Consider the following 24,030-nt stretch of genomic DNA (forward strand, 5'->3'; position numbering starts at 1 on the left):
TCACCGCCCCAGTTGAGAGATCTTGTCCTTGAACAGCGTCGTCGCGATGGCCGCCTTGTGCGGCTGGCCCTTCAGGAACGCCTCGGCGAACTTGACCGCCTGGTCCCGGGCGACCTTGCCCGGCATGGGCGGCTCGTTCGGGTCGACGTCGACGTCCACCAGCGCCGGCCCCGGATGGGCGAGGGCCTGCCGCACGGCCTCGTCCACCTCGGCGGGGTCGGTGACCTTGCGGCCGTACCCGCCGCAGGAGCGGGCCCAGGCGGAGAAGTCGGAGGTGGGCGCGCCGAACCTGACCCCGTGCTCGGGGAACCCCAGCACCATCTGCTCCCACAGGATCTGGCCGAGCGAGCCGTTGTTGTTCACCACCACCGTGATCGGCAGGCCGAGCCGGGCCGCGGTGAGGAACTCGGCCATCAGCATCGCGAAGCCGCCGTCGCCGATGAACGCGATCACCTGCCGGTCGGGGTGGGCGAGCTGCGCCGCGATCGCGTACGGCAGTCCGGGGGCCATCGTGGCGAGGTTGCCCGACAAGTAGAACTCGCGATCGCCGCGGATCGTCCAGTGCCGGGCCGCCCACGTGGCGATCGTGCCCGAGTCGCAGGTGAGGATGGCGTCGTCGGAGGCGGCCCGGTCCACGCAGCCGATCAGGTACTGCGGGGCGATCGGGGCGCGCTCCGGGTTCTCCAGGGCGGTCATGTTGTCCCGCCACTCGGCCATGGCCTTCTGGTACTTCTCCAGATGGGCCCGGTCGTCGTTGCGGTGCAGCAGCGGCAGCAGCGCGGCCAGGCCCTCCTTGGCGTCCCCGACCATCGGCACCTCGGTCGGCATGCGCACGCCCGCGCGGGCGGGGTCGGCGTCGATCTGCACGACCCGGACCTTGCCGGGCTCAGGCAGGTGCTTGGTGTAGGGGAAGTTGGTGCCGACCATCAGCAGGGTGTCGCAGTCCTCGACCAGTTCCTCGCCCGGCTTCGTGCCGAGCAGGCCGATGCCGCCCACCGCGTACGGCGAGTCGTCGGGGATGACCGCCTTGCCGGGCAGCGTCTTGATCACGGGGGCGCCCAGCGTCTCGGCGACGGCCAGCACCTCCGCGCGGGCGTGCAGGGCGCCGGCCCCGGCCAGGATCGCGGGCCGCCGGGCCGCGTTCAGCACCTCGGCGGCGGCCGTCAGGTCCTCCTGGCGCGGCACTCCAGGCGGGGACAGGTAGACGGGGGCGGTCGCGGGGGGCCGCGCGGGGGCGACGTGCTGGTAGGGGTCGGCGTCGGCGGGCGCCACCTGGACGTCGTTGGGCAGGCACAGGTGGGCCACCCCGCGTCGCGCGTACGCCGTCCGGATCGCGATGTCCACCACGCCCGGTAGCTGGGCGGGGTTGTCCACCACGAGGTTGTACTCGGCCACGTCCTCGAACACCCGGTCGAGGTGGACCTCCTGCTGGTAGCCGGTGCCCAGCACACTGGTCTCCTGCATGCCCGTGATGGCCAGCACCGGCTGGTGGTCGAGCTTGGCGTCGTACAGGCCGTTGAGCAGGTGGATCCCGCCGGGGCCCGAGGTGGCCAGGCACACCCCGATGCGGCCGGTGGCCTTCGCGTGCGCGGCCGCCATGAACGCGGCCGCCTCCTCGTGGTGCACCAGCACGAACCTGACACGGTCGGATTGGCGGCGCAGCCCTTCCATGATGCCGTTGATGCCGTCACCGGGAAGCCCGAAGACGGTGTCGACACCCCAGTCGGCGAGCCGCCTGATGAGTACTTCGGAGGCGATTTCCGTCATACGTGCCGCGCTGCCCCTGTAATGGGAAGCCGAACACTCACCACATGGAAAATTTTTCCTTTTGTCAGAATCGCCGTGTCACGGCCGGGTAGGGGGACGCCCGTGATCAGAGACCTCCACGTGTCGGCCTACCGCGTGCCGACCGACCGCCCGGAGGCCGACGGCACGCTGAGCTGGGACGCGACCACGATGGTGGTGGTCGGCGCGGACGCCGGCGAGACGGCCGGGCTCGGCTGGACCTACGCCCCGGCCGCCGCCGCGCGGGTCGTCACCGACCTGCTCGCGCCGGTGGTGCGCGGCGGCGACCCGATGGACGTGCCGGGCCTGTGGACCGCGATGGTCCGCCGGGTGCGCAACGCGAGCCGGACGGGCGTCGCCGGGTATGCGATCTCCGCGGTCGACGTCGCCCTCTGGGACCTCAAGGCCCGGCTGCTGGGCGTGCCGCTCGCCCGCCTGTTCGGCCTCGCGAGGCAGGACGTGCCCGTGTACGGCTCGGGCGGGTTCACCACGTACGACGACGACGTCACGAGCTTGCAGCTCGCGCACTGGACGCACGAGCAGGGCATCCCCCGCGTCAAGATCAAGATTGGGGAGTCGGCGGGCACCGCGCCCGACCGCGACCTGCATCGCGTGGCGCTCGCCCGCCGCGTCATCGGGGACGCCGCCGAGCTGTACGTGGACGCCAACGGCGGCTACAGCGCGAAGCAGGCCGTGCGGATCGAACGCCGCATGCGCGACCACGACGTGCGGTGGTTCGAGGAGCCGGTGTCCTCCGACGACCTGGCCGGGCTGCGCCTGGTGCGCGAGCGGGCCGACGCCGACGTCGCGGCCGGGGAGTACGGCGGCGACCTCACCTACTTCACCCGCATGTGCGCGGCGGGCGCCGTCGACTGCCTGCAGATCGACGCGACCCGCTGCGGCGGCTACACGGGCTGGTCCGGCGCGGCGGCGATCGCGGCCGGGCACGGGCTGGAGGTGTCGGCGCACTGCGCGCCCAACCTGCACGCGCCGGTCGCCGCGGCGACGCCGAACCTGCGCCACATGGAGTGGTTCCACGACCACGTGCGCATCGAGGGCGACCTGTTCGACGGCGCGGCCGATCCCACGGGCGGCGCCGTACGCCCGCCGGACGCGCCGGGCCACGGCCTGACGCTGCGCGCCGACGCGGCCGAGCCGTACCGGGTCGCGTAGGTCCCGACCACGGGGCCCGGGCGGGCGCGGGTGCCCGCCCGGTCGACCCCAAGGGCTCAGTTCAGGCGTTCGAGGTAGCCATTGTCGGCCAGCCAGCCGATCGACACCTCGCCGTCCGGGTTCGCGGGCGCGCCGGGGATGTACTTGGCGAGCGTGTGGAACTGCTCGCCCTGCCCGGGCATCTGGAACGCGGAGGCCGCCGGTCCCGCGTCCACGAGGAACGGCCGGATCACCCGGTAGGCGTGGTAGTTGCACAGATGCGGGTCGCCCGGGACGTTGTTGAGGTTGTTCGGCCGCAGCGACCGCCTGGCGTACGGCGTGCCGAACGGCGCGAGGAACGCGCCGCCCTCTCCGCCGAAGCGGTCCACCTTGTAGCCGAGCGGCAGTTGCGCCGTCCTGATGAGCGGGCGGCCGTTGGTGTACCCGCCGGAGTGCGCGAACCCGGAGTCCTGGGGGAAGCGGTAGGAGTTGGCCGACGGGATGTAGTAGCGCTCCAGGAAGCGCTCGGGGGAGAGGCCGCCGTACCGCACGTAGCCGTCCAGGATCTTGGCGACCAGGCCGGTGCGCGGCAGGACCACCGGGCCGAGGTTCGGGTCGCCGTTGACGAACGGCGGTCCGCAGACCTGGCCCGTCGTCGTGTCCAGGGGCTGGGGGTCGGAGGTCGCCGGGCCCTGCCCGGCGGGCGCGGTCGCGGCCTGGGCCGGGACGCCGGTCAGAGCCGCCGTGGCAAGGGTGCAGGCGGCCACGAACAGCTTGCGAGAATGAACGCGCACGAATTCTCCTGATATTGCGCACACAGCGTGCGATCTGGACATATTCGCATCAGAAGGATTTCCGTGGGAATTGCTCGGCGAAAGGTGCCGAGAAACAGCAGTGATCACTCTGACGCGATGGATTCGTGCGTACCCGGCCTTTGTTCAGGCGCATCGCAAGAAGATCGCCGCAGCGTCAAAAAACCCCGTGCGGCCTGGTGAAACAAAGCCGACATGAGGCGATGTCAGGAATTCCGTGAAAGGAGGCGAGCGCCCTTTTCAGTCGTCCGGGTCGAATGGGTCGCCGAGCAGTCCGGCGTCGTGGACGAGCAGGGCGATCTGGACGCGGTTGTTGAGGCCGAGTTTGGCGAGGATGCTCGACACGTGCGTCTTGACGGTGGGGACGCTGAGGTGCAGCAGGGCGCCGATCTCGGCGTTCGGCCTGCCCTGGCCGACCGCCACCGCGACCTCCCGTTCCCGGTCGTTCAGCCGTGACAGGCGCTCCCCGGCGCGGGCCCGGCGCCGGTCCCGGCCGTCCTCGGCGACCCGGGCGATGAGCCGCCGGGTCACCGCGGGGGACAGGACCGGATGGCCGGCTGCCACCCGGCGGATGGCGTCCACGATCTCGCTCGGCGGCGTGTCCTTCAGCAGGAACCCGGCGGCCCCCGCGCGCAGGGCGCGCAGCACGTGCTCGTCGGCGTCGAAGGTGGTCAGCACGATCACCTCGGGCGCGCCGTCGCGGGCGCGCAGCGCCTCGGTGGCGGCCAGGCCGTCCATCACCGGCATCCGGATGTCCATCAGCACCACGTCGGGGCGGTGCCGCCCGGCCAGCGGCAGCACCTCGGCGCCGTCCCCGGCCTGGGCGAGGACGCGGATGTCCGGGGCGCCGCCGAGCATCATCACCAGGCCGGCCCGGACCAGTGGGTCGTCGTCGGCGATGAGCACACCGATGGGGGAGTCAGGCACGATCACGCCGGCCACGGTAGCCAGGCCCGCACGCGCCAGCCACCCGGGCCGCCGCCGCCCCCGTTCATGGGTCCGTCCACGGGCCCGTGCTCCAGCCGTCCCCCGGTCAGCGTGACGCGCTCGGCCAGGCCGGCGAGGCCGTGGCCGCCTCCGCTTCCGGCCCCCCGTCCGACGGCCGCAGGGGCGTCGTTGACCACCTCGACCGTCAGGCCCTCGCCGGGCGCCCCAGTGACCCGTACGCGGACCCCGGCTCCCGGCGCGTGCCTGCGCGCGTTGGTGAGGGCCTCCTGCACGACCCGGTAGGCGGTGCGGCTCACCCGCTCCGGGACCGTCTCCTCCGCGCCGAGGTCGTCGCACAGCTCCACCCGCATGCCGGCCCGGCCCGACTCCGCGACGAGCTCTCGCAGGTCGGCCAGGGTGGGCAGGCCGGGCCGCGTGGGCGCGGACGGCTCGCCGGCCGGGGCGCGCAGCACGCCGATCACCTCGCGCAGATCCTGCAGGGCCTGGTGGGCGCTCTCCCTGATCACCCGTGCCGCCCGGGCGACGTCGGCGGGGTCCGCGCCGGGGTTGAACTCCAGCGCTCCCGCGTGCACGCTCAGCAGCGACAGCCGGTGGCCGAGCACGTCGTGGATCTCCCTGGCGATGGCCTCGCGGACCTGGTGCTGCGCCTGCTCGGCGCGCAGCCTCGCCTCGGTCTCCATCCGGGCCGCGCGGTCGCGCTGCGCCAGCACCAGCCGCCGCCGGTGGTGGACGAACAGCCCCCAGCCGGTCGCCGCGCCCTGCAGCGCCAGGCCCAGCGTGAACATCGCGAGCGGCGGCATGCTCGGTTCGGGACGCAGCCACGTGAACAGGGCCGAGACCGGCACGCTGAGGCCGAACACCGCGCCGGAGGTCCGCGGGCGGCGGTGGACCGCGACCGAGAAGAGCGCGGCCAGCATCGGGCCCGCGACCATCTCGAAGACGGCCGACAGCGCAACGAGCGTCACCGCGAGCCCGACCGGCCACCGGCGGCGCAGCCACAACGCGGCGCAGCCGAGCGCGCCTGCGAACTGGTCGAGGGGGAACAGCCACGCGGGCGGCAGCGGCGCGGTGTCGAGACGGTCCACCGACATGTAGAAGGCGAAGGCCGCGGCGAGCACGAACATCGCCGAGTCCACGAGCCAGTCGCGCCGGCTTCGCCGGTGCCGGGGGGTGCCGGAGGAATCCATATCCCCCGCAGCGTACGACCCGGGGGGAGACCGGCCCACGGCCGAGCGGCGAAGACCATACCGAAGTCGGGCGCCGTCCGACTTCGGTCGGACGACATGCCGCACGCCGGCGACCTTCGCCGACGGGGAGGATGCCGATGCCCGATCCCCGAAGGGCGGGCCGGTCCCTAGCGTCGGCGCCATGCGCAACGTCATCCAACTCGCCGGGGCGTACCTGGTCGTCGCGGGCATCAGCGGCACCATCGACCACCTGGCCGTGCAGCCGTTCTGGAGCGCGATACTCAACGTCTTCAACCGGCAGGTCATCCCGCGCCTGGACTTCCTGACCGGCTACGAGGTCTACGCCAACCTCCTGGTCGCGGTCGTCGGCGCCGTCGTCCTCGCCGCCGCCTGGAGGCGGAATGAAGACGCGTGATCCGTGGCGTTTCGCCATGGCGGCCGGGCTCCTGGTGCTGGCGCCGATGTGCGCCGAGTACGTCACGGGATACGACGACAGCACGGGCGACCCGTTCGTGCTCGTCGCCAGCCTGCTGATCTTCAGTCCGCTGTACGGCGCGCCCGCCCTGCTCATCCGTGAGGCGGCCCGCCGCCTGGGCATGCCCTGGCCCGGCATCCTCGCCCTCACGGCGGCCTTCGGCGTGCTCCAGGCCGGCGTGATCGACCAGTCCATGTTCAGCGAGGGCTATCGGGACATCCCGTACTGGGAGGAGATGATCCGCCCGACGTACGTCGAGCCACTGGGACTGGCGGCCTACACCACGCTGTCCTTCGTCGCGGGCCACGCGATCTGGAGCTTCGGCGTGCCGATCGCACTGACGGAGGCGCTGAGCCCGCGGCTTTCGCGTACGCCCTGGCTGCGGACGCCCGGCCTGGTCACGGCCGCGGTGCTGTACCTCGCGGCGGCGGGGTTCGTCCTGCGCGAGCACCTGCGGACCGAGCCCGACCACGCCACGGCCGCGCAGATCGCGGGATCGCTGGCGGTCGTCGCGCTGCTCGTGCTCGTCGCGCTGGTCTCCGCCGTGGGAAGGCGGCGCCGAGCCGAACTCCCGGCGCCGCAGGGAGGCGCCGCGCCGCGGCCGATCGTCGTGGCGGCGGCCGGCCTGGTGGCGGGGCTGCTCTTCAACTTCCTGCCCTCGACCTGGGCCGGGGTCGTGGCCGGGCTCGCGGTGATCGCGTTGTGCGCCGCGGCCGCCGTCCGCCTCGCCCGCTCGCCGGAGTGGAGCGTCCGCCATGCCGCCGCGCTCGCCGCCGGAGCCCTGACCGCGCGCGCCGCGGTCGGGTTCTTCGCGGTCCCGCTGGGAGAGGTCGCACCGGTCGCCAAGTACGCCCACAACGTCGCGTTCCTCGCGGGCGCGGTGCTGCTCGGCGTCCTGACGACCCGGCGTCGCGGCGCCGCATGATTCGGCGCAGGGTGACTCGGCGCCGGGTGACTCGGCGCGTTCATCCTTCCTCGCGGACGACCTCGCCGGGGTCCTTGTCGTCGCGCAGGCCCCGCCAGGAGGGGTGGCGCAGCCGCCCCTCGCCCGTCCATTCGGCGAACTGCACCTCGCCGACCAGGACGGGGTCCACCCACCGGCCGCCCCTGGCCTCCTCACGGGTGATCCCCTCGAACGGGGGCGTGTCCCGCCGCAGCGGCGCCAGGCGCTCGCCGAGCCGCCGCAGCGCCTCGTCGGTGAAGCCGGTGCCGACGCTGCCGGCGTACCGCAGGCGCCCGCTGTCGTCGTTGACGCCCACCAGCAGCGCGCCGACGGTGTTCGCCCGGCGGCCCTCCCCGGCCCGCCAGCCGCCGACGACGACCTCCTGCGTACGGACGTTCTTGACCTTCACCCAGTCGGGGGAGCGGCGGCCGGGGCGGTAGGGGGAGGCGAGCCGCTTGGCCACGACGCCCTCCAGCCCCAGCCGCCGGGAATCGGCCAGCGCGTGCTCGCCGCCGTCGGCGTAGTAGGGCGGGATGGCCCAGTGGCGTCCGGCGTGCACGAGGTCCTCCAGACGGCGCCGCCGCTCGGTGTACGGCATGGTGATCGCGGTGGCGTCGTCGACGTGCAGCACGTCGAACAGCAGGTACGTCACGGGCGTGGTGACCAGGAGTTGCCTGATCCTGAGCGGGTTGCGCTGGTGCATGCGCGGCTGCAGCGCCTCGAACGACGGCCTGCCCTGCTGGTCGAAGGCGACGATCTCCCCGTCGAGCACCACCGCGTGCCCGCCCGTGGCGCCGGCGAGGCCGGCGAGTTCGGGGTAGGCGGCGGTGACGTCCTTGCCGTTCCGGGAGATCAGCCGCAGCGTGCCGCCCTCGACGTACCCGAGGGCGCGGACCCCGTCCCACTTCATCTCGTGCGCGTAGTCGCCCTCGGGCTCGGGCAGCCGCCCGAGCCGGGCCATCATCGGCGTGTACGCCGGAAGGGCGGCCATGCCCTGCTGGTACCCCGGCGAGCCCGGCACGTACCTCCTGACCTGCGGTGACGCGCTCCACCATCCTCCGAAGGAGGGATGCCGGGCGACGAGTCGGGTGATGCCGCGTGATCGGCGCCGCCGCGAACCTTGAGGCATGGAAGCCATCGAGGTGACAGACCTCCGCAAGGCGTACGGGGACACCCGCGCCGTGGACGGGGTGACGTTCACGGTCCGGGCCGGTGAGACGTTCGGGATCGTCGGCCACAACGGCGCGGGAAAGACCACGACCGTCGAGTGCCTGATCGGGCTCAGGAGAGCCGACGCGGGCACGGTCCGCGTGCTCGGCGAGGATCCGGCGCGCAGGCGGCGCGCCCTGGCTCACCGCCTCGGCGTGCAACTGCAGGACAGTTCCCTGCCCGAGCGGATCAAGGTGGGCGAGGCGCTGCGCATGTTCGGCTCCTTCTACCGGAACGCGGCCGACTGGCGGCGGGTGATGGAGCGCTGGGGCCTGCGGCCGCTGGCGAGGAAGGCGTTCGGCGACCTGTCGGGCGGGCAGAAGCAGCGGCTGATGCTCGCGCTGGCCCTGGTCGGCGACCCCGAGGTGGTCGTGCTCGACGAGCTGACCACGGGCCTCGACCCGATCGCGCGCCGCGAGACCTGGCGGCTGATCGGCGATCTGAAGACGGCCGGCACCACCGTGGTGCTGGTCAGCCACTACTTCGACGAGATAGAGGCGCTCTGCGACAGGGTCGCCGTCTTCGCCCACGGCCGGGTGGAGGCGACGGGCACCACGGGCGAGCTCATCGCCCGGACCGGAACCGCCTCGCTGGAAGAGGCCTACCTCGCTCTGGAGGGAGCAGACCGATGAAGGCGTTCACGGCTCTGACGGCCGCCGAGCTCAGGCTGCTGTCGCGCGATCCCGCCTCGTTGTTCTTCATGGTGGCCTTCCCTCTCATGCTGCTTGTGCTCAAACGCGGCGACGGCGGCGCGGTCCCCGGCTACCTCGCAATGATCGCCACCATCGGCGGGATGGGCGCGCTGCCGGGCCTGTTGGCCTCGTACCGCGAGCGCAAGGTGCTCAAGCGGCTGGCCACCACGCCGATCTCCCCGGTTCTGTTGCTCGGCGCCCAACTGGTGGCACAGGTCGCCGCGGGTCTGGCGGGCTCCGTGCTGCTGGTGGTCGTGGCGATCGCGGTGTTCGGCGTGCGGGCGCCCGGCGACGTCCTCATGCTGGCCGCCGCCTTCCTGCTGTGCTCGGTGATGGTCTGCGCGTTGGGCTTCATGATCGCCGCGGTCGTGCGCAACACCAGGGGCGCGAGCCTGATCGGCATGCTGGTCATGTTCCCAATGATCTTCCTGTCGGGCGCGGCCGTGCCCAGGAAGGCCCTGCCCGGCTCGCTGCGCCAGATCGGCGACTTCCTGCCCCTGACCCCGGCTGTGAAGGCTCTGGGGGACGCCTGGTCCGGCACCGCCGCGTCCTTCCCCCTGCTGATCCTGGCCGGGATAATCGTGGTGGCCACGGCCGCCGGCGCCGCGCTGTTCCGATGGGAGTGAGGACGTGAACGTCTGGGAGGCGCGCTGGTTGCGCGCCTTCCACATGTTGTACTACGCCTGTCTGGCGCTCGGGCTGATCCTCTCGTATGGGGAGGGCGCGGGCCCCGGCCCGCTGACGCCGGCAATCGTCGCGCTCATGGCTGGCTGGCACGGCTTCTTCGTCGCACGGCGGCCGCGGCTGCTCGGGCGGCCGAACCCGATGGCCTTCCACCTGGCGGTCGTCTGCGCGCTCTACGTCGCGCTTGTGGTGCGGGACCGGTCCTTCGACGTGGTCGTCTTCGGGCTGATGCCCCAGCCGTATCTGATGCTGGCGAGGCCCTGGTCCTACGTGGGGGCCGTGGCGACGGTCCTCAGCACGTTCGCCGCCAGAGGCTATCTGGACGATCCGAACGCCCTGTGGCGGCTCGTCGGGAGTTCCGGTCTCGTCGTGGCGATCGGATTGTTCGTGGACTACGTGTCCCGGCAGAGCGCGCAGAACCGGACGTTCGGGATGCTGGAGGAGCGGGCGAGGCTGGCCAGGGAGATCCACGACACCCTCGCACAGGGGTTGAGCGGGATCGTCACCCAACTGGAGGCGGCCGAGCAGGCGATGCCCGATCTGCGTGCCGTACAGAAGAGGATCGCGCTGGCCAAGGAGCTGGCGCGCGACAACCTCCAGGAGGCGCGGCGCTCGGTCGAGGCGCTGCGGCCGGGCCCTCTCGCCGGCGCGGGTCTCGACGCGGCGCTCGCGGAGGTGGCCGCCCGGTGGTCGAGGGCGTCGGGGGTGACGGCGACCGTGTCGGTGGAGGGGACGCCCCGGCCGCTGTCCGGTGAGGCAGGGGCGACGCTGTTGCGGGCGGCGCAGGAAGGGCTGTCGAACGCGGCCAAGCACGCCCGGGCGGGCAGGGTCGCGATCACGCTGACCTACATGGACGATGAGGTGACGCTCGACGTGTTCGACGACGGGGTGGGTTTCGATCCGGACGTGCGCGGCGCGGGTTACGGGCTGGCGGCCATGCGGGAGCGGGCCGGCGGCATCGGGGGAACGCTGACCGTGGAGTCCGCTCCGGGAGAGGGGACGGCGCTGTGCCTGCGGATCCCCTCAAGTTGATGATCGTCGATGACCATCCGGTGGTCCGCGACGGACTGCGCGGCATGTTCGACCGTGTGGCGGACATCGAGGTGGTGGCGGAGGCGTCCGACGGGTTCGAGGCGCTGGCCATGGCCAGGAGGGCGCGGCCGCATGTGGTGCTGATGGACCTTCGCATGCCCGGCCTGGACGGTGTCGGGGCGATCCAGCGGCTCCGGGCGGACCATCCGGAGATCAAGGTGGTCGTGCTGACCACGTACGACACGGATGCGGACGTGGCGCGGGCCATGGCCGCCGGGGTGGCGGGCTACCTGCTGAAGGACGCGCCACGCGAGGAACTGCACAGAGCGGTCCGTACGGCCGCCGCCGGCGGAGCGGTCCTGGCGCCATCGGTCGCGTCCGCTCTGATGAGCAGGCCCGCGGCGCAGGAGCCGAGCCCGCGCGAGCTGGAGGTGCTCCGCCTGGTGGCGCGGGGCTCGGCGAACAAGGAGATCGCCAGAGCTCTGCTGATCAGTGAGACGACGGTGAAGACGCATCTCAAGCACGTCTTCGCCAAGCTCAATGTCGACAGCAGGGCCGCGGCCGTCGTCGTCGCCATGGAGCGCGGGCTCATCTAAGGGAGGATCTCCAGGCGGACGTCGAGGCCCTCGTACAGGTAGGGGGTCGCGGTGATGATCCGCCAGTTGCGGCGGGTGGCGTGGACGACCGCGTGGGCGGCCACCAGGACGTCGGGCAGGAGCGCGTCGGCGGCGGACGGCCGGTGGCGCCGCAGGCTCGTCATGACCGCCTGCGCGTACGGCCCGCCTTCGACGGCGTCGTCGGGGGAGAGCGCGCCGGTGACCACCATGGACATGCGCAGGAAGCGTTCGAGCCGGGGCTGGATGGGGCCCAGCGACAGCACCTGGACGGCGAGCGCGGGGACGAGGAGGGTGACGCCGTGGGCCGAGGACTGCCGCACGACGGCCCTGCCGTACATGCTCTTGCCCTCGATCAGGTGGACGACGGCGTCGAGGTCCAGCACGTGGCCGGACAGGACGCCGGCCGGTGGGACGGGGTCGGTCACGCGGCGTCCGCCTTGGCGTCGCCGGTCACCAGGCGCGCCGCGCGGGCGCTGTCGTCATCGGTGATCCCGTCCTGCCAGCCCGGCCCCCATAAATCGGCCATGATGGCCAGGTCGCCCTGGATGCGCCGCCGCTCCCGCAGCGCCGCGGCGATGTAGGCCGAGGCGTTGCCGGACGCCTGCGCCTCGTCGGCCAGTTCGTCCGGCAAAGAGATCGTAATCTTCTTGGTCATACTCGGTAGGCTACCCAGTCATACCGTCGGTGGTCCATCGGTTCGCGGAAGGCCGCGTCGCCGGCGTGCGCGAACACGGGCTCGCGATCCTGGCCGAGGGCGAAGCGGACGGTCCTCGTCGGCGGGCTCTGCTGGTCGCCGCGGGCCGCGCTCACCCGCACCTCGTACGTCCGCCCGCCGTGCAGCCGCAGGTCGCAGCCGCAGGCCGTGATCGGCAGCGGCGACCGCTCGAACCCCGTCCCCGTGCCGGCGTCACGCAGATCGAGCCAGTAGCCGCTCGCGCCGAAGACGCGGGGCCAGGAGACACGCGCCGTGGAGCCGCGGGCCGCCACGGTGAGCCCGGCGGGCGGGCGGATCGGCAGCGGCTCGGCCACGGAGGGGATCGGCCCGGCGAAGTCGAGCCGCCCGCCGTGGAAGGCCCGCGAGAACGCGTCCGCGAAGGCTTTGGCGATTCTGAACTCGCCCACGCTGTTGGGGTGCAGGCCGTCGTAGGTGTCGGCGTACGGGTCGTAGACGGCCGCGAGGCCCACGGGGACGACGGGGGAGTCCGGCGTGGACAGGGCGGCCAGGACGGCCGGCAGGCGCGCGTTGTACTCCTCGACGATGCCCTGGAGGTGCGGCATGTGGGGCAGTGGAGTGCGGCGGACGACGTCGGCCACGAGGAAACGCAGGTCCGGGCGCACGCCGCGGGCCCGGCGCACGAACTCCCCGACGTGGGCCAGCAGCCGCTCGGGGCCGCTCACGCCCCAGGCGAGGTCGTTGAACCCGAGCGCGACAACGAGGTGGTCGGGCCGGTGCGCGGCGACGGCGTCCGCGATGTTCCGCCTGGCCTCGTCCATGAGGCGGCCCCAGCGGGCGTAGTGCCGGTCGTGGGCGAAGCGGGTCCCCGGGCGGTAGCCGCCCTCCCGCATTTCGTCGGCGCCCTCCTTCGGCAGGTCGGGCAGGGCGCGGGTGCCCGTCCACGGCCCGGTGAAGCGCGCCGGCACTCCGTGGGCGGCGAAGTGGCGAGCCAGCCGGTAGCGCCAGGTGTAGTCGCCCTCCAGGCCGTGGCTGATCGAGTCACCCACGATCATGATCCTCGGATGCGGGGTCACACGCCTCCCGGTGGATCGTCCGTCAGCGGCCGGCCGGGACCTGCCCGGACGGCGCCGGGGTACGGGCACGGGTATGGGCACGGAGCAGGTTCCGCACCGGCGGGCCGTACGCGACGAGCAGGATGCCGAGCGCGGCGAGCAGCAGCAGCGCGGTGAAGACCCATTCCATGGAACCACCGGGGCCGTAGACCCGGCTCTGCCGCCCCACGTCCACGGCCGGGGTCTGCTGCCCCTCACGCAGCATGTCGCGGTCGGCGCCGTACAGCGCCACGCCGGTGCGCCGGATCGCGCCGTCGGCGGACCGGAAGTCGCCGGTCCAGGTGCAGGACTCGTGCCCGGGGTGCCGGATGCACGTCACCGAGCGGGCGGTGAAGGTGCCGGGCACGCCGTCCGCCCTGGCCGCGCGTACGACGGGCCCGATGTTCGGCACGGCCAGGAAGAGCAGGAAGACCGCGACGAACGTGAGCGCGGCGGTGAAGGCCGGGGAGCGGCGGCCTGCCCCGGGTCCGGCCGTCATGGCGTCACCTCGCGAGCGCCGGGGCGCAGGAGCAGCGCATGACCGCGCGCTCGGCCTCGTTGGGACGGCGGTGGAGGATCATCGCCACCACCATCGGGATCGTGACGAGGGTGTTGTAGAACAGGTGCAGCTCCATGCGCGGCACCAGCAGCTGGATGATGCTGGTCGGCACGGGGCGGCCCAGCAGGTGGTCGCCGGTCATCGCCTGCACGAGCAGCAGGAAGTGCTCGAAGTGGTGCCAGACCTGGATTCCGAGCGACACGTTCCACCAGACGCGGGCCCGGCCGGTGAAGCCGTGCCTCAGCATGATCAGCCCGATCAGCATCAGCAGCGCGTAGCCGTAGTGCATCCACTCCGACGTCACCAGCCAGGGGAACGGCAGGCCGAGCACGCCGCGGGCCTCGGGCAGGCTCCAGCCGAGCACGTAGACCTGGATGGCCTGGGCGATGTGCTCGGCCCAGTGGGCCACGACGATGAGGGCGAAGACCCCGAGCGCGGCGCGGTGGTGCCGCGTGTTGAGCGCCCGGTCCCGGCCGGAGGGGTTGAGTGCGGGAACCGCTTCAGTCGCCATGCGCAAACCTCACTCAAGGAACGGTGGCCTCCGGGCCCGGAACACCGACAAGGGCCCGCAGGCCCATTGTTCGGTCGCGGTCCCCCGGCCGCTTCTTCCGTCGTGCGGAACCGCGGACGCGCGTGCTCCGCGGGTACACCCTGGGCGAGGGGGTGGGGCGATGCGGCTGGCGGGGGCACGGGTGCTCGTCACGGGCGCGTCGTCCGGCATCGGCGCCGCCACGGCGCTGGAGCTGTCGGCCCGAGGCGCACGGCTGGTGCTGTCCGGGCGCGACCAGGAGGCGCTCGCGGGCGTCGCCGCCCGGACCGGCGGAGAGGTCCTGCCGGCCGACCTGTCCGACCCCTCGGCCGACCTCGCCGTACGCGCCGGGCGGGTGGACATGCTGGTGGCGTGCGCGGGCGAGGGCTGGAGCGGGCCGCTCGCGCGGATGTCCGGCGGCACGGCCGAACGCATGATCGCGGTCAACCTGACGGCGCACGTGCAGCTCACCCGGCTGCTGCTGCCCGGGATGCTGGAGCGCGGCCGGGGTCACCTCGTCTACGTCGCCTCGATCGCCGGCGTGGTGGGCGTGCGGGAGGAGGCGGTGTACGCCGCGACCAAGGCGGGCCTGCTGGCCTTCGCCGAGAGCCTGCGCTACGAGCTGCCCGGGGTCGGCGTGACGGCCGTGGTGCCCGGCGTGGTCGACACGCCGTTCTTCGCCCGGCGCGGCAGGCCGTACACGCGCCGCAGGCCGGCGCCCGTCCCGCCGGAGCGGGTGGCCCGGGCCATCGCGGTCGCCGTCGAGCGCGACCGCGCCGAGGTGTACGTGCCTGCCTGGCTGCGGCTGCCCGCTCGCCTGCACGGGGCCGCGCCCGGCGCGTTCCGCGTCCTCGCCCGCCGCTTCGGCCGCCCCTGACCGAGTCCGGCCGACTACTCCGTGCCGTCCGACGGCAGGCGCTCGGGCAGCCCGAGCCGCGGGAACCGGTCGTCGTGGAACGTGATGATCTCGGTGATCGCCCCGCCGGTGACGCGCAGGACGTCGATGGTCAGCGGCAGGTACGCGCCCTCCTGCTTCCGCCACTGGTAGAAGGCGACGGCGGGCTGCCGGTTCACGGCGGTGGGGACGGCGCGCAGGTTCTTCATGTCCGCGAAGCCGCTCTCGATCCAGTCGTTCACCACCGCGTCGCGGCCGACGCACAGGCCCGGCGTGGGCGGCATCGAGCAGCGGACGTCGTCGCGCAGCAGTGCGGCGAGCCCGTCGACGTCCGTGGCCACGCTGGCGTCGGTATAGCGGCGCACCAGCTCGCGCGTTCCGGCGTCCTCCTCGCCGCCGGTCCAGTCCTGCCGCTCGGCGGGCAGGTGCTCCCGCATGCCGGCGCGGGCCCGCTGCAGCGCGCTGTTCACGGAGTTGACGGAGTCCCCGAGGAGCTCCGCGACGTCCCTGGCCGGCCAGCCGAGCACGTCCCGCAGGATCAGCACGGCCCGCGGGCGCGGCGCGAGGTGCTGGACCGCGACCAGGTAGGCCAGCTCGATCGTCTCCCGCGCGACGGCGACGGTCTCCGGCTCATCCGCGTCGCTTGCGGGCAGCTCGTCGAGCAGCCGGTCCGGGTAGGGCTGCAGCCACGGCACCTCGCCGCCGGTCGCGGGCTCCGGGCGGCACTTGGCGAGCAGGTCCAGGCAGGCGTTGGTGGCAATCCGGTACAGCCAGGCCCGGAACGTCGACCGCCCCTCGAAGGTCTCCCGCCGCCGCCAGGCACGCAGGAACGTCTCCTGCACGGTGTCCTCGGCGTCCTCGAACGACCCGAGCATCCGGTAGCAGTGCACGTGCAGCTCCCGCCGGTGCCGCTCCGCCAGCCCCGAGAACGCCGGCTCGCCGACTTCGCTCAGACCGCTCACACCCAGCTCCTCCAGCCGCGTGTCCGCACCCATCACGTCATCCTTCCGCCTCGTCGTGTCCCTTCGCAGGTATGACGGGCGCGGGCGTGACAACTCATCACCAGGATCGGCCGGCATGGCCGCGCGGTCAGCCGCCGCGCAGGGCGCGCAGGGACTCGCGCAGCGAGCCGAGGGTGGCGAACACCGCCGTCGGCTCGTAGCCGCAGTGCGCCATGCAGTTGGCGCAGCGCGCGTCCCGCCCCCGGCCGTAGGCGCTCCAGTCGGTCTCCTCGACCAGCTCCCGGTAGGTCTTGGCGTACCCGTCGGCCATCAGGTAGCAGGGCCGCTGCCAGCCGAACACGGAGTAGGACGGGATCGCCCAGGCCGTACAGGGGAAGTCGGTCTTCCCCTCCAGGAAGTCGAGGAACAGCGGCGAGTGGTTGAACCGCCAGCGCCTGCGGTTGCCGCCCGCGAACGCGGCGCGGAACAGCTCCCGCGTCTGCCGCACCCCCAGGAAGCAGTCCTGGTCGGGCGCCTTCTCGTAGGCGTACCCCGGCGAGATCATCATCTGGTCGACGCACAGGTCGTCGTTGAGGAAGTCGAGCACCTCGATCACGGTGCGCGGGCTGTCCCCGGCGAAGAACGTGGTGTTGGTGGTGACGCGGAAGCCGCGCCGCCGGCACTCGCGCACCGCCGCGACCGCCTCGTCGAACACGCCCTCCTTGCAGACCGACGCGTCGTGCCGCTCGCGCAGGCCGTCGATGTGGACCGCCCAGGCGAAGTACGGCGAGGGCGTGAACTCGTCGATCTTGCGGGGGATCAGCAGCGCGTTGGTGCACAGGAAGACGTACTTCCTGCGCGCCACCAGTTCCTCGACCATCTCCCCGATCTGCGGGTGCATGAGCGGTTCCCCGCCGGCGATGGACACCATCGGGGCACCGCACTCCTCCACGGCGGCCACCGCCTGCTCGACCGGCATGCGCTGCTTCAGCACGCCGGCCGGGTGCTGGATCTTCCCGCAGCCCGCGCATTTCAGGTTGCACGCGAACAACGGCTCAAGCTCGAGCAGCAGCGGGAACCTCTCCCGCCGGCGCAGCCGCTGGGCCAGGATGTACGCGCCGACGCGCAGACTCTGGCGTAAGGGCATCGGCATCAGGGCCGCACCTCCTTCGGCAACGTGAACTCGACGTTCTCCTCGGTCACCCGCCGTTCCTCCACCTCCAGCGGGCCGAGCCCGCCGAGGGCGGCCACGACGGCGTTCACCATCGCGCCGGGGGTGGACGCCCCGGCGGTCAGCCCGACCGTCCGCACTCCGCGCAGCCAGTCGAGCGCGATGTCGCCGGGGCCGTCGACCAGGCGGGCGAGCGGCGCCCCATCGTGACCGCAGCGGGCGGCGACCTCGGTGAGGCGCAGGGCGTTGGAGGAGTTGGCCGAGCCGACGACCAGCATCAGGTCGGCCTCCGCGGCGACGGCCCGCACCGCGTGCTGCCGGTTGGTCGTCGCGTAGCAGATGTCGTCGCCGCGCGGGCCCTCGGCGTCCGGGAAGCGCCGCCGTATCGCCGCCGCGACCCGCCCGGCCTCGTCGGCCGCCAGCGTGGTCTGCGTCAGGTAGGCGACTCCGCGCTCCGGGCGCAGGCTCGCGACCCCGGCCTCGTCCTCGACCAGCGCGCCCGCGCCGGGCACCTCCCCGAGCACGCCCTCGACCTCCTCGTGCCCGGCGTGGCCGATCAGCACGACGAGGTCTCCCCGCGCGGCGAACCTGCGGGCCTCCGCGTGGACCTTCGCGACAAGCGGGCACGTCGCGTCGACGACGCGCAGCCCGCGCCGCCCCGCCTCCTCCCGTACGGCGGGCGCGACCCCGTGTGCGGAGAAGACGGTGACCGCGCCCTCCGGCACCTCGGCCAGGTCGTCGACGAACACCGCGCCGCGCCGCTCCAGGTCGCGTACGACGTGGATGTTGTGCACGATCTGCTTGCGCACGTACACGGGCGCGCCGAACCGGTCCAGCGCGCGCTCCACGATCTCGATGGCCCGCTCGACCCCGGCGCAGAACGAGCGGGGCGAGGCCAGCAGGACCCGCCGCGGGCCCACCGCCGCCGCCCACCGCGCGAGGACCGGACCGATCCGGGCGAGCGTGCGCCGCGCGGCGACCGCGCCGCCCATCGTGGCGAGGTTCAGCAGGGGCGCGTCGGGGGTGTCCACGATGACCCGCACGGCGGCGAACGGCCGGGCCCCCGCGGCGGCGGCCAGCGCGGCGCTCTCCATGTCGACGGCGTACGCGCCCTCGCGGGCCAGCGCGTGGCGGGCGCGGCCCGTGACGATGCGGGGGGAGGTGACGAGCGGGCCGGTGCGGGCGGGCAGTCCGGCGCGGAGGAGTTCGCCGGCGAGCAGCGGGGCCGACGGGCACGGCCAGACCCTGCCGCCGGAGCGGACCTCGGTGGCGACGAGCACGTCCCCGGGCCGCAGGCCGTCGTGGAGGGCCCCGCCGAAGCCGGTGACGGCGAGGGCGGCGGAGGGAGGGAGCAGGGCCGCCGCGCGCGCCGCCCGGTCGGGCCCCATGCCGATCCGGACGACCCGGACGCGCGGACGGTCGCTCCCGGGATCCGGCCGGGCCCGCAGCCCGCGGGCGACGGCCCTGGCCTCCATGCCCAGCGCGGTGCACACGATCAGATCGGTCATGACATCCCCTCCCGGGCATGCAGGTAGCGGCCGAGCGCGCTGACCGGGAAGACGAGGCGGTAGAGGTGGTAGTTGATGAAGAAGTCGCCGGGGAAGCCCGTCCCGGTGTAGTAGGGCTCGTCCCAGGTGCCGTCCGGGCGCTGGCTGTCGGCCAGCCAGGCCACGCCCCTGTCCACGCACGGGCCTCGCTCCCCGGCGGCGAGCAGGCCGATGAGGGCCCAGGCTGTCTGCGAGGCGGTCGGCTCGCCCCGCCCGATCCAGGCGGGGTCGCGGTAGGAGCGCATGTCCTCGCCCCAGCCGCCGCAGGGGTGCTGGTGCGCCTCCAGCCACGCCACGGCCCGCCGTACGCAGGGGGCGCCGGGCCGCACCCCGGCGGCGGCGAGGGCGGGCAGTACCGCCCCGGTGCCGTACACGTGGTTGGCCCCCCACCGGCCGAACCACGAGCCGTCGGGCTCCTGCGCCCGCAGCAGCCACACCACGGCCCGGCGTACGACGGGGGAGCGGGCCATGCCCTCGACGGCGAGCGCCTCGACCACGTGCGCGGTCACGTCGGCCGACGGCGGGTCGATGACCGCGCCGAAGTCGCAGAACGGCAGCCGCAGGCACAGCTCCCGGGTGTTGTCGGCGTCGAAGGCGGCGAATCCCCCGTCGCGGGAGGCCATGCCGGCCATCCAGCGCAGCCCCCGCTCCAGCGCGGGCCGGGCGTCGGGCCGGCCCAGCCGGCGCAGCGCGAGGATCACCTCGGCCGTGTCGTCGATGTCGGGGTAGCCGTCGTTGTCGAACTCGAACGCCCAGCCGCCGGGCGGGAGGCCGGGGCGCCGCACCGTCCAGTCGCCCGGCCCCCGGATCTCCTCGCGCAGCAGCCACTCGCCGGCCCGGGCCAGCGCGGGATGGTCGCGGGGCAGGCCGGCGTCGAGGAGGGCGGTCATCGCGAGCGCGGTGTCCCAGACCGGCGACTGGCACGCCTCCAGCCTGCGCGTGCCGTCCTCCCTGATGGTGAACCTGTCCAGCCCCGCCAGGCCGGCGCGCATGACGGGGTGATCGATGCCGTACCCGCTGAGGTGCAACGCGATCAGGGAGTAGACCCAGGGAGGCTGGATGCCGCCCCACGAGCCGTCGGCCTCCTGACGGGCCACCACCCACTCGGCGGCCCGCCTGAGCGCGGCGCGGCGGAGCCCGGGGATCGGGCGCCGTTCGTACCGGTGCAGGGCGCGGTCGAGGGCCGCGAACGCGGCGTCCCAGCCGGTGCGCGGGGCCCGCGGCGCGGGCTTTCCGGTACGCAGTTCCGGCAGGCCGAACGGCAGCGGGCGGACCGGCCGGTGCGCGGTCACGATCGTGAGCGGGACGATGGTCTGCCGTGCCCAGCAGGCCCAGTCGTACACGTTCAGCGGGCACCAGGGCGGCAGGAACATGATCTCCGGTGGGATGACCGGCAGGTCCTCCCACTGCCACTGGCCGAACAGGGCGAGCCAGATCCGGGTGAAGACCCTGGTCGCCTCGATGCCGCCGGCTCCGCGCACGTACGCCGCCGCGGCGCGCATGTGCGGAGCCGAGGGCGGGTCGCCCGCGAGCCGCAGCGCCGCGTACGCCTCGACCGTGGTGGACAGGTCGGCGGGCCCTTCGTGGAAGTTCGCCCATGTGCCGTCCGGGCGCTGCTGGGACCTGATCCACCGGGCGGCCTCGGCGGTCTCCTCCTCGGTCCGCACGGCCAGGAACTCGCGTAGCAGGAGGTCCTCGGCGTCCATGGTCACGTTGGTCTGCAACTCGCCCTTCCACCACCCCTCGGGCGACTGCAGGCCGAGCAGGTGGTCGCGGGCCGCCTTCAGGGCGGTCGCGGCGCGGGCGGCGCTGGTCGCGACGGCGGTCACCGCGCCCGCTCCGTCATCCGAGTAGCCCATTGGCGTTCGAGATGCCGCCTGACGAGGCGGGCCGCCTGGAGTCCGCTGCGCACGGCTCCCTCCATCGTGTCGGGCCAGCCCGTGTCGGTCCACGCGCCGGCGAGGAACAGCCCGGGCCACCGGGTGGCCGCGCCGGGGCGCAGCCCCCCGCTCCCCGGGACCTGCCGGAAGGTCGCCCGCCGCTCCCTGGTGATGAACAGGTCCACGACCCGCGCCGCCCGCGCGGCCGGGAGCAGCCGCTCAAGCTCGGGCAGGAACACCTCCCGCATCACGGCCGTGGGCACGTCGATCCAGTGCCGCGCCGCCGACACCGAAACCGTCAGGTACTGGCCCCGGGTGAGACCGCCCGAGGTGGTCCTGTCGAAGATCCACTGCACCGGCGAGCCCACGACGGCGGCGAACGGCAGCCGGGTGACCGGCCGGTCGTAGACGACGTGCACGTTGACGATCGGGCTCGCCCCGAGGCCCGCCCAGGCGTCCCGGTCCGGCGCGGCCTCCGCCGGCACGAGCCGCGCGGCCTGGCCGTGCGGGGTGGCGACGACGACGGCCGACGCGCCGACCCGCGCGCCGCCCACGAGGATCGAAGGTCCGCTCAGGCCCGGCAGCCCCGGCAGCACGCGGGAGACCTTCGCCGCCAGCCGCACCTCGCCGCCCAGCCGGGTGATCGCCGACAGCGCGGCGCCGCCGTGCAGGTCGCCGAGCGGGACGGACGGCACGCCGATGTCGGCCGCGTCGGCGCGGCCGAGCAGGGCCGTCCTGAAGACCATCGCCGCCGGCCCCAGCGCCGCCTCGTCGGACGGGATGTTGAGCGCGGCCACCGCGAACACGTCCCACAGCGCCCGCCGTACGGTCTCCCGCTGGCCGTTGTCGGCCAGCCAGCCGCCGAGCGCGGCCCGGTCGAGGGCGGGCTCCGCCGGATCGAGCCCGCGCAGCGCGAGCGCGCCGCGCACCGCGCGCAGCCGGTCGGCGGGGGACAGCAGGCGGTAGCCCGCGAGCGCGGGCAGCAGGTGGAACGGCCCGGGCAGCGCGGCCCGGCGCAGCCGTCCCCGCCCGCCGTCCGGGGTCAGCACGCACACGTCGAAGCGCTCCTGCAGGCGCACCCGCCCGGTGCCGCCGAGCCGGTCCAGCAGCCCGCGGTACGCCGTGCAGCAGCGCAGGAAGACATGCTGCCCGTTGTCGGCCGTCAGGCCGCCCCGGGCGAAGGAGTGGGTGGCCCCGCCGAGCCGGGGTCTCGCCTCGTACAGGGTCACCGGCCACCCGGCCTCCGCGAGCGCGAGGGCCGTGGTGATGCCGGCGAGGCCGCCGCCCACCACCGCCACGGGCGGGACCGTCGCACCCTCCCCGCTGCTCCCCGGGCCGTTCACCGGGCCGTTCATCGGGGCGCTCCCGTGATCGCCCGCGCCGCGACCATCGCCTTCGCCCACGGCGTGAGCGACACGCGCCCGGCCAGCGCCCGGCCCGGGTCTGCGGCGATGCGGGCGAGCAGGCGCCGGTAGATGCCCGCCATCGCCGCGGTGCAGGCCGCGCTGCGCCGGTCGAGCAGCGGGATCAGCCGCATCCCCTCGGCGTACCAGCCGAGCGCCCGCCCTGCCTCGTACCGGATGAGCCGCGCCAGCCGCTCGGGCGGGTCGGTGAACGCCCCCGCCGCGTCCAGGTCGAGCGTGCAGCCGAACCTGCGCAGGTCGTCGGCGGGCAGGTACACCCGGCCCGAGCACCGGTCCTCGCGCAGGTCCCTGAGCACGTTGGTGAGCTGGAGCGCCACCCCCAGGGAGTCCGCGAGCCGCGCCGCCCGCCGCAGCGCCCCGTCCCCGGCCGCCGCCCCGCCGGCGAGGCCGAACACGCCGAGGGACAGCCGCCCGATCGACCCGGCGACCTCCCGGCAGTAGCCGACCAGGTCCTCGTAGGACTCGTAACGCGCGCCCGCGACGTCGGCCGCGCATCCGTCGATCAGTTCCTCGAACGCCTCCAGCGGCACGGGGAAGCGCCCGGCGGCGTCGCGCAGGGCCACCAGCACGGGGTCGGCGGGATCCGGCCGCGGGGTCCGCAGTCCCGCCCGCGCCTCCTCCAGTGCCGACAGTCGCGCGTCCACCGGCCCGGCCGCGTCGCCGATGTCGTCGATCCGCCGGGCGAAGGCGTAGAGCGCGCTGAGCGCACGGCGCTTGGGCGGGGCGAGCAGGCGGATGCCGTAGGCGAAGTTGCGCGCCCGGGTGCGGACGACGCGCTCGCAGTACCGGTAGGCGATCGGCACGGACACGGGCACGGACACGGGCGCCGGCACGGATATGGGCGTGACGGGGCGCAGGGCGGGACCGGACGGGTCGTCGCCCACGCGACGCGGGGCGGGGCCGGGCGGGCGATCGGGAACGGGATCAGGAATCGCGCCGGGAACCGTCACCGTTCACCTCCCTCAGCACGTGCACCCACTCGCTCAGCACCGCGCGGCGGCGCGCGCGGACCGCCCCGCCGAGGACGTCGTGCCGGCCGCGTTCCAGCGCCGCGAGCGTCGCCCGGCCGCCCGCGACGTACCCGGCGACCGCGGTACGCGCGAACCCGCTCAGCGTCTCCAGCAGCGGCATGCCCTCGTCCAGCAGGGTGGCGGCGCGGCGGGCCTGCAGCGCGACCGCCCGGCGCAGCCGCGGGGAGGTGCGCGGGGCGTCCAGGTCGGCCTCGCGGCAGCCGAACCTGCGCAGGTCCTCGCCGGGGAGGTAGACCCGGCCGCGGGCGTGGTCCTCGCCCACGTCCTGGCAGTGCTCGATCACCTGCAGGGCGGAGCAGATGCGGTCCGACAGCCGCGCCCGCTCCGGGGTGGCCACGCCGAAGACGTGCAGGACGATCCGGCCGACCGGGTTGGCGGACAGCTCGCAGTAGGCCAGTAGTTGCGCGAAGGTGTCGTAGCGCCGCACCACCTGGTCGCGCCGGTTGGCCTCCACCAGGTTGAGGAAGGGCGTCCGCGGCACGCCCCGCCCGGTGACCAGCGGCGCCAGCGCCCGTACGGCGGGCAGCCGCGGGCTCCCCCCGGCGTACAGGCGGCCGAGGTCGGCCTCGACGGCGTCGAGCAGCGCGGGCCGCTCGGCGGGGGCCGCCTCGTCGCCGACGTCGTCCACGTAGCGGGCGAAGCCGTACACCGCCATCAGGTCGCGGCGGTACGCGCGCGGAAGCAGGCGGGAGGCCACCGGGAAGTTCTCCCGGCGCGCGGCGTCGCGTACGTCCGCTGCGGACATGCCTG

Annotated in this window: 25 protein-coding genes; 8 read left to right on the forward strand and 17 right to left on the reverse strand. The window is 74.0% G+C overall.

Features of this window, described 5'->3' with window-relative positions:
- Positions 1–1,767: a thiamine pyrophosphate-dependent enzyme gene (locus Msi02_RS12575; protein ID WP_204048514.1), complete on the reverse strand. Its 1,767-nt coding sequence runs from the start codon at positions 1,765–1,767 to the stop codon at positions 1–3.
- Positions 1,768–1,869: 102 nt separating this feature from the next.
- Here Msi02_RS12575 and Msi02_RS12580 point away from each other — a divergent pair, with 102 nt between their 5' ends.
- The gene (locus Msi02_RS12580; protein WP_239108358.1) at positions 1,870–2,958 is read left to right on the forward strand and encodes an enolase C-terminal domain-like protein; all 1,089 of its coding nucleotides are present in this window, start codon (positions 1,870–1,872) and stop codon (positions 2,956–2,958) included.
- 56 nt (positions 2,959–3,014) lie between these two features.
- On the opposite strand, the gene Msi02_RS12585 is transcribed toward Msi02_RS12580, so the two are convergent.
- From Msi02_RS12585 to Msi02_RS12595, 3 genes are all read right to left on the reverse strand, one after another.
- Complete coding sequence (locus Msi02_RS12585) at positions 3,015–3,731, reverse strand: TNT domain-containing protein (protein WP_204048516.1); 717 nt, start codon at positions 3,729–3,731, stop codon at positions 3,015–3,017.
- A gap of 258 nt (positions 3,732–3,989) precedes the next feature.
- Positions 3,990–4,691 (reverse strand): response regulator, encoded by a 702-nt coding sequence (locus tag Msi02_RS12590; RefSeq protein ID WP_373308265.1) that lies wholly within the window; start codon positions 4,689–4,691, stop codon positions 3,990–3,992.
- Entirely contained in the window at positions 4,679–5,884 is a 1,206-nt protein-coding gene (locus Msi02_RS12595; RefSeq protein ID WP_204048517.1) for a sensor histidine kinase, read from the reverse strand. The genes Msi02_RS12590 and Msi02_RS12595 overlap by 13 nt, the downstream gene beginning before the upstream one ends.
- 181 nt (positions 5,885–6,065) lie before the next feature.
- Between Msi02_RS12595 and Msi02_RS12600 the strand changes: the two genes are divergently transcribed.
- Together Msi02_RS12600 and Msi02_RS12605 are read left to right on the forward strand one after the other, a co-directional pair.
- Positions 6,066–6,299 (forward strand): hypothetical protein, encoded by a 234-nt coding sequence (locus tag Msi02_RS12600; RefSeq protein WP_204048518.1) that lies wholly within the window; start codon positions 6,066–6,068, stop codon positions 6,297–6,299.
- On the forward strand, positions 6,286–7,284 hold the full coding sequence (locus Msi02_RS12605) for an AF_0692 family protein (protein ID WP_204048519.1): 999 nt from the start codon (positions 6,286–6,288) through the stop codon (positions 7,282–7,284). Before Msi02_RS12600 ends, Msi02_RS12605 begins: the two co-directional genes overlap by 14 nt.
- Before the next feature lie 40 nt (positions 7,285–7,324).
- Here the strand turns inward: Msi02_RS12605 and ligD are convergent, their stop codons facing one another.
- Positions 7,325–8,323, reverse strand: a complete 999-nt coding sequence (gene ligD, locus Msi02_RS12610; RefSeq protein WP_239108360.1) for a non-homologous end-joining DNA ligase — start codon at positions 8,321–8,323, stop codon at positions 7,325–7,327.
- 106 nt (positions 8,324–8,429) lie between these two features.
- On the opposite strand from ligD, the gene Msi02_RS12615 reads away from it, so the two are divergent.
- Genes Msi02_RS12615 through Msi02_RS12630 form a run of 4 tightly spaced genes read left to right on the forward strand, consistent with a single transcriptional unit; the run spans position 8,430 to position 11,515 of the window.
- Positions 8,430–9,143, forward strand: a complete 714-nt coding sequence (locus Msi02_RS12615) for an ABC transporter ATP-binding protein (RefSeq protein ID WP_204048520.1) — start codon at positions 8,430–8,432, stop codon at positions 9,141–9,143.
- A complete protein-coding gene (locus Msi02_RS12620; RefSeq protein ID WP_204048521.1) occupies positions 9,140–9,829 on the forward strand; it encodes an ABC transporter permease in 690 nt (229 codons plus the stop codon). The genes Msi02_RS12615 and Msi02_RS12620 overlap by 4 nt, the downstream gene beginning before the upstream one ends.
- 4 nt (positions 9,830–9,833) lie before the next feature.
- Positions 9,834–10,919, forward strand: a complete 1,086-nt coding sequence (locus tag Msi02_RS12625; RefSeq protein ID WP_204048522.1) for a sensor histidine kinase — start codon at positions 9,834–9,836, stop codon at positions 10,917–10,919.
- Positions 10,919–11,515 (forward strand): response regulator, encoded by a 597-nt coding sequence (locus tag Msi02_RS12630; protein ID WP_204048523.1) that lies wholly within the window; start codon positions 10,919–10,921, stop codon positions 11,513–11,515. The genes Msi02_RS12625 and Msi02_RS12630 overlap by 1 nt, the downstream gene beginning before the upstream one ends.
- On the opposite strand, the gene Msi02_RS12635 is transcribed toward Msi02_RS12630, so the two are convergent.
- From Msi02_RS12635 to Msi02_RS12655, 5 genes are read right to left on the reverse strand one after another with little or no spacing between them, the layout of a single operon-like run.
- Positions 11,512–11,961 carry a hypothetical protein gene (locus Msi02_RS12635; protein ID WP_193206244.1) on the reverse strand — a complete coding sequence of 150 codons (450 nt, stop codon included), beginning with the start codon at positions 11,959–11,961 and terminating at the stop codon, positions 11,512–11,514. The two genes, Msi02_RS12630 and Msi02_RS12635, sit on opposite strands and share 4 nt — an antisense overlap.
- Positions 11,958–12,191: a ribbon-helix-helix domain-containing protein gene (locus Msi02_RS12640; protein WP_142648514.1), complete on the reverse strand. Its 234-nt coding sequence runs from the start codon at positions 12,189–12,191 to the stop codon at positions 11,958–11,960. Before Msi02_RS12640 ends, Msi02_RS12635 begins: the two co-directional genes overlap by 4 nt.
- Complete coding sequence (locus Msi02_RS12645; protein WP_204048524.1) at positions 12,188–13,258, reverse strand: GDSL-type esterase/lipase family protein; 1,071 nt, start codon at positions 13,256–13,258, stop codon at positions 12,188–12,190. Before Msi02_RS12645 ends, Msi02_RS12640 begins: the two co-directional genes overlap by 4 nt.
- Before the next feature lie 49 nt (positions 13,259–13,307).
- On the reverse strand, positions 13,308–13,802 hold the full coding sequence (locus tag Msi02_RS12650; RefSeq protein ID WP_204048525.1) for a hypothetical protein: 495 nt from the start codon (positions 13,800–13,802) through the stop codon (positions 13,308–13,310).
- 4 nt (positions 13,803–13,806) lie between these two features.
- On the reverse strand, positions 13,807–14,373 hold the full coding sequence (locus Msi02_RS12655; protein WP_204048526.1) for a hypothetical protein: 567 nt from the start codon (positions 14,371–14,373) through the stop codon (positions 13,807–13,809).
- Between the two features lie 160 nt (positions 14,374–14,533).
- Between Msi02_RS12655 and Msi02_RS12660 the strand changes: the two genes are divergently transcribed.
- Positions 14,534–15,268 (forward strand): SDR family NAD(P)-dependent oxidoreductase, encoded by a 735-nt coding sequence (locus Msi02_RS12660; RefSeq protein WP_204048527.1) that lies wholly within the window; start codon positions 14,534–14,536, stop codon positions 15,266–15,268.
- A 14-nt stretch (positions 15,269–15,282) separates the two neighbouring features.
- On the opposite strand, the gene Msi02_RS12665 is transcribed toward Msi02_RS12660, so the two are convergent.
- From Msi02_RS12665 to hpnC, 7 genes are all read right to left on the reverse strand, one after another.
- Positions 15,283–16,281, reverse strand: a complete 999-nt coding sequence (locus Msi02_RS12665) for an RNA polymerase subunit sigma-70 (RefSeq protein WP_204048528.1) — start codon at positions 16,279–16,281, stop codon at positions 15,283–15,285.
- Positions 16,282–16,375: 94 nt separating this feature from the next.
- Positions 16,376–17,380, reverse strand: coding sequence for an adenosyl-hopene transferase HpnH (gene hpnH, locus Msi02_RS12670; protein WP_204048529.1), 1,005 nt, complete (start codon positions 17,378–17,380; stop codon positions 16,376–16,378).
- Positions 17,380–18,906 carry a 4-hydroxy-3-methylbut-2-enyl diphosphate reductase gene (gene ispH, locus Msi02_RS12675; RefSeq protein WP_239108361.1) on the reverse strand — a complete coding sequence of 509 codons (1,527 nt, stop codon included), beginning with the start codon at positions 18,904–18,906 and terminating at the stop codon, positions 17,380–17,382. The genes hpnH and ispH overlap by 1 nt, the downstream gene beginning before the upstream one ends.
- Positions 18,903–20,774, reverse strand: coding sequence for a squalene--hopene cyclase (gene shc, locus Msi02_RS12680; RefSeq protein ID WP_239108362.1), 1,872 nt, complete (start codon positions 20,772–20,774; stop codon positions 18,903–18,905). The genes ispH and shc overlap by 4 nt, the downstream gene beginning before the upstream one ends.
- Positions 20,771–22,180 (reverse strand): hydroxysqualene dehydroxylase HpnE, encoded by a 1,410-nt coding sequence (gene hpnE / locus Msi02_RS12685; protein ID WP_204048531.1) that lies wholly within the window; start codon positions 22,178–22,180, stop codon positions 20,771–20,773. Before hpnE ends, shc begins: the two co-directional genes overlap by 4 nt.
- Entirely contained in the window at positions 22,177–23,199 is a 1,023-nt protein-coding gene (locus tag Msi02_RS12690) for a phytoene/squalene synthase family protein (RefSeq protein WP_239108363.1), read from the reverse strand. Before Msi02_RS12690 ends, hpnE begins: the two co-directional genes overlap by 4 nt.
- Positions 23,174–24,025, reverse strand: a complete 852-nt coding sequence (hpnC, locus tag Msi02_RS12695; protein ID WP_204048532.1) for a squalene synthase HpnC — start codon at positions 24,023–24,025, stop codon at positions 23,174–23,176. The genes Msi02_RS12690 and hpnC overlap by 26 nt, the downstream gene beginning before the upstream one ends.
- Positions 24,026–24,030 lie beyond the last annotated feature (5 nt).

It is taken from the genome of Microbispora siamensis (genome assembly GCF_016863095.1).
Taxonomy (GTDB): Bacteria; Actinomycetota; Actinomycetes; order Streptosporangiales; family Streptosporangiaceae; genus Microbispora; species Microbispora siamensis.